Below are 11,847 nucleotides of genomic sequence, written 5' to 3' on the forward strand. Positions count from 1 at the left end.
ACTCCTTACGCTACGTAGCAGATAACCTCACCACCCGTGCCAACTTGGCGGGCGGCACGATCAGTCATCAAGCCTTTAGAAGTGGACACAATTGCGATACCCAGACCGCCCATAACCTTTGGTAATTCGTCTTTACCTTTGTAAATACGAAGACCAGGACGGCTTACGCGCTGGATAGTCTCAACGACTGGTTTGCCTTGGAAATACTTTAATGTAATTTCTAATTCAGGCTTAGCTTCATCTGCTACGGCGTAGTCAGTAATGAAACCTTCATCTTTAAGTAATTTCGCGATTGCTACTTTTAACTTAGCTGAAGGCATCTTTACAGATACGTGGTTAGCAGCTTGGCCGTTACGAATACGGGTTAACATATCCGCAATAGGATCTTGCATGCTCATATTAGCTTACTCCGTGACAAGTGCTTACCAGCTGGCCTTACGCAGACCAGGAACTTCACCGCGCATAGTTGCTTCACGTAATTTAATACGGCTTAAGCCGAATTTACGTAAAACGCCATGTGGGCGACCAGTTTGATTACAGCGATTGCGTTGACGCGATGCGCTTGAATCACGTGGTAGTGCTTGCAACTTAAGTACAGCATCCCAACGATCTTCTTCAGAAGTCTCTGGGTTGCTGATGATAGCCTTAAGTGCTAGACGCTTTTCAGCATACTTAGCTACGAGCTGTGCACGTTTTGCTTCACGTGCTTTCATAGATGTTTTAGCCATTATGCTACCCTTATTTCTTAAATGGGAAGTTAAAAGCGGTCAACAAAGCACGACCTTCTTCGTCATTCTTCGCAGTAGTAGTGATAACAATATCCATACCACGAATCTTATCGATTTTATCGTAATCGATTTCTGGGAAGATGATCTGCTCTTTCACACCCATTGCGTAGTTACCACGGCCGTCAAACGCTTTAGCGCTTAAGCCACGGAAGTCACGAATACGTGGAATTGCAATGTCAACTAGACGCTCTAAAAATTCCCACATACGCTCACCGCGTAGGGTCACTTTACAGCCAATAGGGTAGCCTTCACGGATTTTAAAACCAGCAACTGATTTACGAGCTACAGTTACAACTGGTTTTTGACCAGCGATTGCAGTCATGTCACGAAGCGCATGCTCCATAACTTTCTTATCTGCAACAGCTTCGCCAACACCCATGTTTAGGGTGATTTTTTCAATCCGAGGGACTTGCATGACACTGCTATAACCGAACTTTTTAGCTAGTTCAGCGACTACAGTCTCTTGATATTTATCATGCAGTTTCGCCATCGTTTACTCCAAATTACTTAACGAGTTCGCTGTTCGATTTAAAGAAACGGACTTTTTGGCCGTCTTCAAATCGGAAACCAACACGATCTGCCTTGCCTGTGGCTTGGTTAAAGATCGCAACGTTTGATGCTTGAATCGGTGCTTCTTTCTCGATAACGCCGCCAGTCACGCCCAATTGTGGGTTTGGCTTCTGGTGCTTTTTAACTAGATTGATGCCTTCAACAATTAATTTACCAGTAGGTAGAACTTGAGAAACCTTACCGCGTTTACCCTTGTCTTTACCTGCTAATACTACTACTTCGTCTTCGCGACGGATTTTAGCTGCCATTTGAAGCTCCTTACAGTACTTCTGGTGCCAGCGAGACAATTTTCATGAATTTATCATTACGCAATTCACGTGTCACTGGGCCAAAGATACGAGTACCAATCGGTGCAAGGTTTGCGTTAAGCAATACCGCTGCATTCCGATCGAAGCGAATGACAGAACCGTCTGGACGACGTACGCCTTTCTTAGTACGGACTACCACCGCGTTATATACATCACCTTTCTTCGCTTTAGCGCGAGGAATTGCTTCTTTAACAGAAACTTTGATGATGTCGCCGATACCGGCATAACGACGATGAGAGCCACCCAAGACCTTAATACACTGAACTCTGCGTGCGCCGCTGTTACATGCGACGTCTAGAGTCGATTGCATTTGGATCATTTCAAGTGCTCCGCTATCGTTACTACACAATCCCACTATGGGAGTATATTTGAACCAAATTTAAGCAATAATTTACTCAAAAATGGCGCGCAAGTATAACACCACATTTTGCGAATGCATAGCAAAAAAAACAAACGGCCCCAAATACTGGAGCCGTTTACGTTATCCTAATGAATATTAGGCTTTTGTTACTACTTCAGCAAGGGTCCAAGACTTAGTCTTAGATAAAGGACGACACTGACTAATAGTCACGATGTCACCTTCATTACACTGATTAGTTTCGTCATGTGCATGGATCTTAGTTGTACGCTTAATGTACTTCCCATAAATTGGGTGTTTCACTTGGCGTTCAATAGCAACAGTAATAGATTTTTCCATTTTGTTGCTAATAACTTTACCTTGCAAAGTACGGATTTTATCAGACATTACGCACCTGCCTTAGAAGTAATAATGGTCTTAACACGTGCAATGTTACGACGCACTAGTTTCAATTGATTCGTTTGAGTCAACTGACCAGTAGCGTGTTGCATACGCAGGTTAAACTGCTCACGCAGCAGACCAAGTAGTTCAGCGTTCAGTTCCTCAACGCTTTTTTCTCTTAGTTCGCTCGCTTTCATTACATCACCGTCTTAGTTACGAAGGTAGTCTTTAAAGGAAGCTTGGCAGCAGCTAGAGCAAAGGCTTCACGAGCCAACGCTTCAGGTACACCATTCATCTCATAAAGAACCTTACCAGGTTGAATCTGACATACCCAGTATTCAACGTTACCTTTACCTTTACCCATACGCACTTCAAGAGGCTTAGAGGTAATTGGCTTGTCAGGGAAAACTCGAATCCAAATTTGTCCTTGACGTTTAATATGACGTGTCATGGCACGACGTGCAGATTCAATTTGACGAGCAGTTAAACGGCCACGGCCTACTGCTTTCAAACCGAAAGTACCAAAGCTAACTTCAGTACCGTTCGCTAGACCGCGGTTGCGGCCCTTGAACATCTTGCGAAACTTCATACGTTTAGGTTGCAGCATTAAAGTTTCTCCTATTTACCACGAGGCTTACGCTTAGGTTGCTGCTTCGGCTCTTCAATCGCTGGTACTAAACCGTCTAGAACTTCGCCTTTGAAGATCCAAACTTTAATACCGATCACACCATATTGCGTGTGACTTTCAGCAGTTGAATAGTCGATATCAGCACGTAGAGTATGCAAAGGTACACGACCTTCACGATACCATTCAGAACGTGCGATTTCAGCACCGCCTAAACGGCCGCTCACTTCAACTTTGATACCTTGAGCACCAATGCGCATTGCATTCTGTACCGCGCGCTTCATAGCACGACGGAACATAACACGACGCTCTAACTGCTGAGCAATAGAGTCAGCAACGAGCTTAGCGTCTAATTCAGGCTTACGGATTTCAGCGATGTTGATTTGAGCAGTAGTGCCTGTGATTTTAGACACATATGCACGTAATACTTCAACGTCTTCACCTTTCTTACCAATCACAACACCTGGACGGGCAGTGTGAATAGTAACGCGGATGCTCTTCGCTGGGCGTTCAATAACAATCTTAGATACTGATGCGGCTTTTAACTTTTCAGTTAAATATTGACGCACTTCCCAGTCGCTGTTCAGATTTTTTGCATAATCTGACTTATCTGCGTACCAGGTAGAGATCCAAGGCTTCGTGATACCCAGACGGATACCATTAGGATGTACTTTCTGTCCCATTGCTCTCTTCTCCTAGCGATCTGATACAACCACAGTAATGTGGCTGGTACGCTTCATGATACGATCAGCGCGGCCTTTAGCACGTGGCATGATTCGCTTCATTGTTGGGCCTTCATCTACGAAGACGGCTCCAACTTTAAGCTCATCGATGTCAGCACCTTCGTTGTGTTCGGCGTTTGCGATAGCTGAGTCAAGTACTTTTTTAACTAGTACGGCGGCTTTCTTTGGGCTGAAGGTCAAGATTTCGAGTGCCTTAGAAACAGGCAATCCACGAATTTGATCAGCAACTAGACGGGCCTTCTGCGCAGACGTACGAGCAAAACGATGTTTAGCTAAAACTTCCATCTTATTCCTCCCGTATTAACGCTTCTTCGCTTTCTTATCTGCAGCATGGCCGCGATAAGTGCGAGTTGGTGAAAATTCACCAAGCTTGTGACCGATCATTTCGTCAGTTACGAACACAGGTACGTGCTGACGACCATTATGGACAGCGATGGTCAACCCAATCATGTTAGGGATGATCATTGAGCGACGAGACCAAGTCTTAATTGGCTTTTTGTCTCCCGCTTCCATCGCTTTCTCTACCTTCTTCAGCAAGTGCAGGTCAATGAAGGGACCTTTCTTGAGAGAACGTGGCATGGCGAATCCTCTTACTATTTATTACGACGACGTACGATGTACTTGTCAGTGCGCTTGTTGCTACGAGTTTTATAACCCTTAGTCGGCACACCCCATGGACTCACTGGATGACGTCCACCAGAAGTACGGCCTTCACCACCACCATGTGGATGGTCTACTGGGTTCATTGCAACACCACGTACTGTAGGGCGAATGCCTCTCCAGCGCTTAGCACCTGCTTTACCTAACTGGCGTAGCATATGCTCGGCATTACCAACTTCACCAAATGTCGCGCGGCAATCTACTGGAACTTTACGCATTTCGCCAGAGCGAAGACGTAGAGTTGCATAAGCACCATCACGAGCAACAACTTGTACATAAGCACCAGCTGAACGTGCGATCTGAGCGCCTTTACCAGGCTTCATCTCAACAGCATGTACAACACTACCTACAGGAATGTTGCGTAACGGCATTGCGTTACCAGTCTTGATGTCTGCATCTAAGCCAGATTTGATTGCATCGCCAGCTTTCATGCCTTTAGCAGCAAGAATATAACGACGCTCACCATCTGCATACAGTACTAACGCGATGTGCGCTGTACGGTTTGGATCGTATTCAAGACGTTCAACTTTCGCAGGGATACCATCTTTATCGCGTTTAAAGTCGATTAGACGATAGTGCTGCTTATGTCCACCACCAACGTGGCGTACTGTGATACGGCCAGTATTGTTACGGCCACCACTTTTAGATTTTTTCGCCAACAGGCCAGCAAAAGGTTTACCCTTATGCAGGTCCGTATTCACCACTTTAACTACGTGGCGACGACCTGGAGAGGTTGGCTTACACTTAATAACTGCCATGATAATTCTCCTTTGCTTACTCAGCGCCGCCGACGAAATCGATGTCAGCACCAGCAGCTAAAGTAACATAAGCTTTTTTCCAATCGCTACGACGACCAACACGGCCACCGGTACGCTTAGTTTTGCCTTTGTTAACTAGAGTGCGAACTGAATCTACTTCAACTTCAAATAGCTTCGCTACTGCAGCTTTGATCTCTGCTTTAGTCGCATCGATTGCTACGCGGAAAACTACAGTGTTGTTCTTCTCAGCAACTACAGTGCTCTTTTCAGAGATGTGTGGAGCTAGAATCACTTTTAGCAAACGTTCTTCGCGGATCATGCTAGCATCTCCTCGATTTGCTTCACTGCATCAGCAGTAACAAGAACAGTGTTAAACGCAATTAGACTAACTGGGTCAAGACCCGCTACGTCACGTACGTCAACTTTGTATAAGTTGCGAGCTGCTAAGAATAAATTCTCATCAACTTCAGCAGTAACAATTAGAACGTCTTCTAGGTTCATTGCTGCTAACTTAGCTTTCAACTCTTTAGTTTTAGGGGCTTCAACGCTAAATGATTCAACAACTACTAAACGTTCTTGACGTACCAATTCAGAAAGAATGCTCTTAAGAGCACCACGGTACATCTTCTTGTTAACTTTTTGGCTGTGATCTTGTGTTTTAGCAGCGAATGTTACGCCACCGCCACGCCAGATTGGGCCTTTAACACTACCGGCACGAGCGCGGCCAGTGCCTTTTTGGCGCCATGGCTTTTTACCAGAGCCAGTTACTTCCGCACGTGTCTTTTGAGCACGAGTGCCCTGACGTGCGTTTGCAGCGTAAGCTACAACTACCTGATGAACCAGTGCCTCGTTAAAGTCACGGCCGAAGGTAGTTTCGGAAACTTCAAGAGCGCTTTGCGCGTCTTTCAATACCAATTCCATTACTATCTCCTCAGACCTAAGCTTTAACTGCAGGCTTAATGATTAGATCACCATTGGTAGCGCCTGGAACTGCGCCGCGTACTAATAACAAGTTACGCTCTGCATCAACACGTACAACGTGTAGATTTTGAGTAGTTACTTGCTCAGCACCCATATGACCTGACATTTTTTTGCCTTTGAATACACGACCAGGCGTTTGGTTCTGACCGATAGAACCGTTCGCGCGGTGCGCCAATGAGTTACCGTGAGTCATATCTTGAGTACGGAAGTTCCAACGCTTAATACCGCCTTGGAAGCCCTTACCTTTTGATTGACCAGTAACATCTACTTTCGCTACTTCAGCGAAAATATCAACATTAAGCTCAGCACCAACTTCAATGCCTTCGCCTTCACCATCTGCTAAACGCAATTCCCATAAACCACGACCGGCTTCTACGCCGCCCTTGGCAAAATGACCTGCTTCTGCTTTAGTGATGCGATTGGCTTTTTTGGTACCAGTAGTCACTTGAAGTGCACGGTAACCGTCAGTTTCTAAAGTTTTCACTTGAGTTACGCGGTTGCCAGCGACTTCAATCACTGTTACAGGGATTGACATACCATCTTCAGTGAAGATGCGAGTCATACCCACTTTACGACCAATAAGACCGATAGCCATCTCTCAAACCTCTTCTAAGGATCTCAATTAACCTAAGCTAATCTGAACGTCGACACCAGCCGCAAGATCTAAACGCATTAATGCGTCTACAGTCTTTTCTGTTGGCTCTACGATGTCAACTAAACGCTTGTGAGTACGGATTTCATACTGGTCACGAGCATCTTTATTAACGTGCGGAGAGATCAAAACGGTATAACGCTCTTTGCGTGTTGGTAGTGGAATTGGACCACGTACCTGCGCGCCTGTACGCTTAGCAGTTTCAACGATTTCCGCTGTAGACTGATCAATCAAACGATGATCAAAGCCTTTCAAGCGGATACGGATTCTTTGGTTCTGCATTGACCAGAGCTCCTAAAATGGACACATAAAAAATCACCCTCTAGCTTTTTCTTTATTAGAAAAGCAGAGCGAGATGATTTAACCGTTCGACTCCCAATCGGAGTCGCTATGAAAATGAAAAACCCTATTGGTTTAACATTATATTTAACGCTGCACATGTCAGCGAGTGGGCAATTATACAGATCTTTTATTGGAGATCAAGCCCATTGTGTAAATAGTCTTCAGAAAGTCTGTTCACAATCAATTGCCGCGCATTTTACACAAATTATGTATTTATGCCACTAGATTGTGATGTTTTTTCTAAAAACAAAAAAGGAAGCCGAAGCTTCCTTTTTCAGTGTTCACTAAAGTCGCTATTACGCGATGATTTTAGCTACAACACCAGCACCAACTGTACGGCCACCTTCACGGATAGCGAAACGTAAACCGTCGTCCATCGCGATTGGGTAGATTAGTGTAACAACCATCTTGATGTTATCACCAGGCATTACCATTTCCACGCCTTCTGGAAGCTCGATAGTACCAGTTACGTCTGTTGTACGGAAGTAGAACTGTGGACGGTAACCTTTGAAGAATGGAGTGTGACGTCCGCCTTCTTCTTTTGATAACACGTATACTTCTGATTCGAACGTTGTGTGAGGCGTGATTGAACCAGGCTTAGCTAGTACTTGACCACGTTCTACGTCATCACGCTTAGTACCACGTAATAACACACCACAGTTCTCACCTGCACGACCTTCGTCAAGCAGTTTACGGAACATTTCAACACCAGTACAAGTTGTCTTAGTAGTCGCATGAACACCAACGATTTCTACTTCGTCAGATACACGAATGATACCACGCTCAACACGACCTGTTACCACTGTACCACGACCTGAAATCGAGAATACGTCTTCGATTGGTAGTAGGAATGGCTTATCGATGTCACGCTCTGGCTCTGGAATGTAAGAGTCTAGTGCTTCTGCAAGCTCGATAATTTTACCTTCCCATGCTGCATCGCCTTCTAACGCTTTTAATGCAGAACCTTGGATTACTGGTAAATCATCACCWGGGAAGTCGTATTCTGATAGAAGTTCACGAACTTCCATTTCTACTAATTCTAGTAACTCTTCGTCATCTACCATGTCACACTTGTTCATGAATACGATGATGAAAGGTACACCTACCTGACGTGAAAGTAGGATGTGCTCACGAGTTTGTGGCATTGGGCCATCTGTCGCTGCTACTACTAGGATTGCGCCGTCCATCTGTGCAGCACCCGTGATCATGTTTTTAACATAATCCGCGTGACCTGGACAGTCTACGTGTGCGTAGTGACGTGAAGGTGTGTCATATTCGATGTGAGAAGTATTAATGGTAATACCGCGCTCACGCTCTTCTGGAGCGTTATCGATTTGAGCGAAGTTACGAGCTTCACCACCATAAGTCTTAGACAATACTGCAGAGATAGCTGCAGTAAGAGTTGTTTTACCATGGTCAACGTGACCGATGGTGCCTACGTTTACGTGAGGCTTATTACGTTCAAATTTAGCTTTTGCCACGATAAATTCCTTTCTTTTCAGAAGTGCTCGTTTAATTCGAGCAATATAACATTGATGCCGTAACCGATATTAGTTACGAGATTCTATAATCGCTTTTGCAATGTTTTGCGGTGCATCTGCGTACTTGTAAAACTCCATAGAGTAAGAAGCACGACCCTGAGATGCAGAGCGCAAATCAGTCGCATAACCAAACATTTCAGATAGAGGTACTACCGCATGAACAAGTTTAACACCTGCGATGCCATCGTCCATACCTTCAATTATGCCACGACGGCGGTTTAAATCACCAACAACGTCGCCCATATAATCTTCAGGTGTAGTCACTTCTACTTTCATACAAGGTTCGAGCAACGCAGGGTTTGCGTCTAGCGCACCCTGTTTGAAGCCCATTGAACCTGCAATTTTGAACGCCATTTCGTTCGAGTCCACATCATGATATGAACCGTCAAACAATGTGACCTTCACATCAAGAACAGGATAGCCAGCTAGTACGCCGTTTTTCATCTGCTCTTGAATACCTTTGTCAACGGCTGGGATGTATTCGCGAGGAATAACACCACCTACGACTTCATTGACAAATTCGTAGCCCGCACCTTCTTCAAGTGGTTCGAGTCTTAGCCATACATGGCCAAACTGACCACGTCCGCCAGATTGACGTACGAACTTACCTTCCACTTCAACTTTAGAACGAATTGTTTCACGATAGGCAACCTGAGGTTTACCTACGTTACACTCTACACTGAATTCGCGACGCATACGATCGACGATAATATCTAAGTGTAGCTCACCCATTCCTGATATCAGTGTTTGAGCTGACTCTTCGTTAGTTTCAACTCGGAAAGATGGATCTTCAGCTGCTAACTTTTGCAGCGCGATACCCATTTTATCCTGATCTGCTTTCGAACGAGGCTCAACGGCAATGGTAATCACGGGTTCTGGGAACTCCATGCGCTCAAGAATCACTTTGTGATTATTATCGCAAAGAGTATCACCGGTTGTAACATCTTTTAGACCTATAGCCGCAGCGATATCACCTGCACGAACTTCTTTTAGCTCGGTACGGTCGTTTGCGTGCATTTGCACCATTCGACCAATACGTTCACGTTTCTGTTTAACAGAATTGTAAACGCCCGCGCCTGTCTCAAGTACGCCGGAATAAACTCGGATAAAGGTAAGTGTTCCAACAAATGGATCAGTCGCAATTTTAAATGCTAATGCAGCAAATGGTGCATTATCATCCGATGGGCGTTCAACTTCATTTTCGTCTTCGTCAATACCTTTAATTGCAGGTACTTCACTAGGCGCTGGAAGGAAGTCAATAACCGCATCAAGAACCGCCTGCACACCTTTGTTCTTAAATGCAGAACCACAGGTAGCAAGCACGATCTCATTATTAATTGTGCGCTGACGCAGTGCTGTTTTAATCTCTTGTTCTGACAACTCACCTTCTTCAAGGTATTTGTTCATCAGTTCATCTGAGGCTTCAGCGGCTGCTTCCACGAGATACTCATGCATATCGGCAGCTTTTGCTGCGAGATCTGCAGGAATGTCTTCATAAGTGAATGTCATTCCCTGATCTTCCTCAGACCAGTTAATGGCTTTCATCTTAATTAAATCAATAACACCCTTGAAGTTCTCTTCTGCACCAATGTTTAATTGGATCGGCACACAAGTTGCACCAAGGCGGTTACGAATTTGATTTATTACTCGGTCAAAATCTGCACCTGCGCGGTCCATCTTGTTAACGAATACCATACGTGGAACGTGGTACTTGTCAGCTTGACGCCAAACAGTTTCAGATTGCGGTTCAACGCCCGATGAGCCACAGAATACAACTACGGCCCCATCAAGTACGCGTAATGAACGCTCAACTTCAATAGTGAAGTCTACGTGACCTGGGGTATCGATGATATTAATACGGTGTTCAGTGAATTGAGCATCCATACCTCGCCAAAAGGTCGTTACAGCAGCAGACGTAATAGTAATACCACGCTCTTGTTCCTGTACCATCCAGTCGGTCGTGGCGGCGCCATCATGCACCTCACCGATTTTGTGAGACATACCGGTATAGAACAGAACACGTTCTGTTGTCGTAGTTTTACCTGCATCCACATGAGCAACAATACCGATATTACGATACTGCTCAATTGGGGTTGTACGAGCCACTATTTATACCCTCTCAACTAAAACTTTTGGTTTTAGCAATATCAACAATATGGAGCGGGCAAAAGCCCGCTCCATCATATTACCAACGGTAATGAGCAAAGGCCTTGTTAGCTTCAGCCATGCGATGCACGTCTTCACGCTTCTTAACAGCAGTACCTTTGTTTTCAGATGCATCTAGCATTTCACCTGCTAGACGTAGAGCCATAGATTTTTCACCACGCTTGCGAGCAGCTTCAACTAACCAGCGCATCGCTAGTGCGTTACGACGCACTGGACGAACTTCACATGGTACTTGATACGTTGAACCACCAACACGACGAGATTTAACCTCGACTGAAGGGCGAACGTTATCAAGAGCTGCTTCAAGGATAGTTAAATGGTTTTCGCTTTTCTTTTCAGCGACAACATCTAACGCCTTGTAGATAATTTTTTCAGCAGTCGACTTTTTGCCGTCCTGCATAATGACGTTGATGAACTTAGCCAACAACTCACTGTGAAACTTTGGATCTGGTAGGATTTTACGTTGTCCTACAACGCGACGTCTTGGCATATCAATTCTCCGTATGCTTCAGGTATTTCCAAAACTGGAATGTCAAATAAATACTAGCTTGGCCTTACTTAAACGGGATACGTTAAGACTTAGGACGCTTAGCACCGTACTTAGAACGGCCTTGGCGACGTGTAGTCACGCCAGCACAGTCTAATGCGCCACGAACAGTGTGGTAACGCACACCTGGTAAGTCTTTAACACGACCACCACGGATTAGGATTACACTGTGTTCTTGCAAGTTATGGCCTTCACCGCCGATGTACGAAGTCACTTCGAAACCGTTAGTTAAGCGCACACGAGCTACTTTACGTAGTGCAGAGTTAGGTTTTTTAGGTGTTGTAGTGTACACACGAGTACAAACACCACGTTTTTGTGGGCACGCGTTCAACGCAGGCACATTAGTCTTTTCGACTTTTGGCGCGCGTGGCTTACGTACCAACTGGTTAACAGTTGCCATGTATAGCTCCGACAGTTGATTAAAACT

General features: G+C 45.0%; 20 protein-coding genes. All 20 read right to left on the bottom strand.

Features of this window, described 5'->3' with window-relative positions:
* Positions 1–5: 5 nt before the first annotated feature.
* Positions 6–398: a 30S ribosomal protein S8 gene (rpsH, locus tag PQR79_RS15305; RefSeq protein ID WP_238107841.1), complete on the bottom strand. Its 393-nt coding sequence runs from the start codon at positions 396–398 to the stop codon at positions 6–8.
* Positions 399–422: 24 nt separating this feature from the next.
* Positions 423–728 carry a 30S ribosomal protein S14 gene (rpsN, locus tag PQR79_RS15310; RefSeq protein ID WP_188922994.1) on the bottom strand — a complete coding sequence of 102 codons (306 nt, stop codon included), beginning with the start codon at positions 726–728 and terminating at the stop codon, positions 423–425.
* A gap of 10 nt (positions 729–738) precedes the next feature.
* Complete coding sequence (gene rplE / locus PQR79_RS15315) at positions 739–1,278, bottom strand: 50S ribosomal protein L5 (protein ID WP_160056431.1); 540 nt, start codon at positions 1,276–1,278, stop codon at positions 739–741.
* A 13-nt stretch (positions 1,279–1,291) separates the two neighbouring features.
* Positions 1,292–1,606: a 50S ribosomal protein L24 gene (gene rplX, locus PQR79_RS15320; protein WP_188922995.1), complete on the bottom strand. Its 315-nt coding sequence runs from the start codon at positions 1,604–1,606 to the stop codon at positions 1,292–1,294.
* Positions 1,607–1,616: 10 nt separating this feature from the next.
* Positions 1,617–1,985 (bottom strand): 50S ribosomal protein L14, encoded by a 369-nt coding sequence (gene rplN, locus PQR79_RS15325; RefSeq protein WP_011635649.1) that lies wholly within the window; start codon positions 1,983–1,985, stop codon positions 1,617–1,619.
* A 177-nt stretch (positions 1,986–2,162) separates the two neighbouring features.
* Positions 2,163–2,411 (bottom strand): 30S ribosomal protein S17, encoded by a 249-nt coding sequence (gene rpsQ, locus PQR79_RS15330; protein ID WP_188922997.1) that lies wholly within the window; start codon positions 2,409–2,411, stop codon positions 2,163–2,165.
* Positions 2,411–2,602, bottom strand: coding sequence for a 50S ribosomal protein L29 (gene rpmC, locus PQR79_RS15335; protein ID WP_006083592.1), 192 nt, complete (start codon positions 2,600–2,602; stop codon positions 2,411–2,413). The genes rpsQ and rpmC overlap by 1 nt, the downstream gene beginning before the upstream one ends.
* Positions 2,602–3,012 (bottom strand): 50S ribosomal protein L16, encoded by a 411-nt coding sequence (gene rplP, locus PQR79_RS15340; RefSeq protein WP_188922999.1) that lies wholly within the window; start codon positions 3,010–3,012, stop codon positions 2,602–2,604. The genes rpmC and rplP overlap by 1 nt, the downstream gene beginning before the upstream one ends.
* An 11-nt stretch (positions 3,013–3,023) precedes the next feature.
* Positions 3,024–3,713 (bottom strand): 30S ribosomal protein S3, encoded by a 690-nt coding sequence (rpsC, locus tag PQR79_RS15345; RefSeq protein WP_188923001.1) that lies wholly within the window; start codon positions 3,711–3,713, stop codon positions 3,024–3,026.
* Positions 3,714–3,725: 12 nt separating this feature from the next.
* The gene (gene rplV / locus PQR79_RS15350) at positions 3,726–4,058 is read right to left on the bottom strand and encodes a 50S ribosomal protein L22 (RefSeq protein ID WP_160056441.1); all 333 of its coding nucleotides are present in this window, start codon (positions 4,056–4,058) and stop codon (positions 3,726–3,728) included.
* A gap of 15 nt (positions 4,059–4,073) precedes the next feature.
* The gene (gene rpsS, locus PQR79_RS15355) at positions 4,074–4,352 is read right to left on the bottom strand and encodes a 30S ribosomal protein S19 (protein WP_006083596.1); all 279 of its coding nucleotides are present in this window, start codon (positions 4,350–4,352) and stop codon (positions 4,074–4,076) included.
* Between the two features lie 14 nt (positions 4,353–4,366).
* Positions 4,367–5,191, bottom strand: coding sequence for a 50S ribosomal protein L2 (gene rplB / locus PQR79_RS15360; protein WP_188923003.1), 825 nt, complete (start codon positions 5,189–5,191; stop codon positions 4,367–4,369).
* Between the two features lie 16 nt (positions 5,192–5,207).
* On the bottom strand, positions 5,208–5,510 hold the full coding sequence (rplW, locus tag PQR79_RS15365) for a 50S ribosomal protein L23 (RefSeq protein ID WP_124729276.1): 303 nt from the start codon (positions 5,508–5,510) through the stop codon (positions 5,208–5,210).
* Complete coding sequence (gene rplD / locus PQR79_RS15370; protein ID WP_160056445.1) at positions 5,507–6,112, bottom strand: 50S ribosomal protein L4; 606 nt, start codon at positions 6,110–6,112, stop codon at positions 5,507–5,509. The genes rplW and rplD overlap by 4 nt, the downstream gene beginning before the upstream one ends.
* 16 nt (positions 6,113–6,128) lie before the next feature.
* The gene (gene rplC / locus PQR79_RS15375) at positions 6,129–6,767 is read right to left on the bottom strand and encodes a 50S ribosomal protein L3 (RefSeq protein ID WP_238107840.1); all 639 of its coding nucleotides are present in this window, start codon (positions 6,765–6,767) and stop codon (positions 6,129–6,131) included.
* Between the two features lie 27 nt (positions 6,768–6,794).
* The gene (gene rpsJ, locus PQR79_RS15380; RefSeq protein ID WP_011635639.1) at positions 6,795–7,106 is read right to left on the bottom strand and encodes a 30S ribosomal protein S10; all 312 of its coding nucleotides are present in this window, start codon (positions 7,104–7,106) and stop codon (positions 6,795–6,797) included.
* Positions 7,107–7,462: 356 nt separating this feature from the next.
* On the bottom strand, positions 7,463–8,647 hold the full coding sequence (gene tuf, locus PQR79_RS15385; RefSeq protein ID WP_238107603.1) for an elongation factor Tu: 1,185 nt from the start codon (positions 8,645–8,647) through the stop codon (positions 7,463–7,465).
* Between the two features lie 69 nt (positions 8,648–8,716).
* Complete coding sequence (gene fusA, locus PQR79_RS15390) at positions 8,717–10,813, bottom strand: elongation factor G (protein WP_238107596.1); 2,097 nt, start codon at positions 10,811–10,813, stop codon at positions 8,717–8,719.
* Positions 10,814–10,892: 79 nt separating this feature from the next.
* Positions 10,893–11,363 (bottom strand): 30S ribosomal protein S7, encoded by a 471-nt coding sequence (rpsG, locus tag PQR79_RS15395; protein ID WP_160056453.1) that lies wholly within the window; start codon positions 11,361–11,363, stop codon positions 10,893–10,895.
* Between the two features lie 82 nt (positions 11,364–11,445).
* Positions 11,446–11,820 (bottom strand): 30S ribosomal protein S12, encoded by a 375-nt coding sequence (rpsL, locus tag PQR79_RS15400; RefSeq protein ID WP_025823559.1) that lies wholly within the window; start codon positions 11,818–11,820, stop codon positions 11,446–11,448.
* Between the last annotated feature and the right edge of the window lie 27 nt (positions 11,821–11,847).

This window comes from Shewanella metallivivens (assembly GCF_028750675.1).
Lineage (GTDB): Bacteria > Pseudomonadota > Gammaproteobacteria > Enterobacterales > Shewanellaceae > Shewanella > Shewanella metallivivens.

Excerpts from the sequence above, each read along its gene's own strand:
- rplD (WP_160056445.1), bottom strand. The coding sequence starts at position 6,112 with ATGGAATTGGTATTGAAAGACGCGCAAAGCGCTCTTGAAGTTTCCGAA.
- rplC (WP_238107840.1), bottom strand. The coding sequence starts at position 6,767 with ATGGCTATCGGTCTTATTGGTCGTAAAGTGGGTATGACTCGCATCTTC.
- rplW (WP_124729276.1), bottom strand. The coding sequence starts at position 5,510 with ATGATCCGCGAAGAACGTTTGCTAAAAGTGATTCTAGCTCCACACATC.
- rpsL (WP_025823559.1), bottom strand. The coding sequence starts at position 11,820 with ATGGCAACTGTTAACCAGTTGGTACGTAAGCCACGCGCGCCAAAAGTC.
- rpsN (WP_188922994.1), bottom strand. The coding sequence starts at position 728 with ATGGCTAAAACATCTATGAAAGCACGTGAAGCAAAACGTGCACAGCTC.
- rpmC (WP_006083592.1), bottom strand. The coding sequence starts at position 2,602 with ATGAAAGCGAGCGAACTAAGAGAAAAAAGCGTTGAGGAACTGAACGCT.
- rplP (WP_188922999.1), bottom strand. The coding sequence starts at position 3,012 with ATGCTGCAACCTAAACGTATGAAGTTTCGCAAGATGTTCAAGGGCCGC.
- rpsJ (WP_011635639.1), bottom strand. The coding sequence starts at position 7,106 with ATGCAGAACCAAAGAATCCGTATCCGCTTGAAAGGCTTTGATCATCGT.
- rplB (WP_188923003.1), bottom strand. The coding sequence starts at position 5,191 with ATGGCAGTTATTAAGTGTAAGCCAACCTCTCCAGGTCGTCGCCACGTA.
- rpsC (WP_188923001.1), bottom strand. The coding sequence starts at position 3,713 with ATGGGACAGAAAGTACATCCTAATGGTATCCGTCTGGGTATCACGAAG.
- rpsS (WP_006083596.1), bottom strand. The coding sequence starts at position 4,352 with ATGCCACGTTCTCTCAAGAAAGGTCCCTTCATTGACCTGCACTTGCTG.
- rplN (WP_011635649.1), bottom strand. The coding sequence starts at position 1,985 with ATGATCCAAATGCAATCGACTCTAGACGTCGCATGTAACAGCGGCGCA.
- rpsG (WP_160056453.1), bottom strand. The coding sequence starts at position 11,363 with ATGCCAAGACGTCGCGTTGTAGGACAACGTAAAATCCTACCAGATCCA.
- rpsH (WP_238107841.1), bottom strand. The coding sequence starts at position 398 with ATGAGCATGCAAGATCCTATTGCGGATATGTTAACCCGTATTCGTAAC.
- rpsQ (WP_188922997.1), bottom strand. The coding sequence starts at position 2,411 with ATGTCTGATAAAATCCGTACTTTGCAAGGTAAAGTTATTAGCAACAAA.
- rplE (WP_160056431.1), bottom strand. The coding sequence starts at position 1,278 with ATGGCGAAACTGCATGATAAATATCAAGAGACTGTAGTCGCTGAACTA.
- rplV (WP_160056441.1), bottom strand. The coding sequence starts at position 4,058 with ATGGAAGTTTTAGCTAAACATCGTTTTGCTCGTACGTCTGCGCAGAAG.
- rplX (WP_188922995.1), bottom strand. The coding sequence starts at position 1,606 with ATGGCAGCTAAAATCCGTCGCGAAGACGAAGTAGTAGTATTAGCAGGT.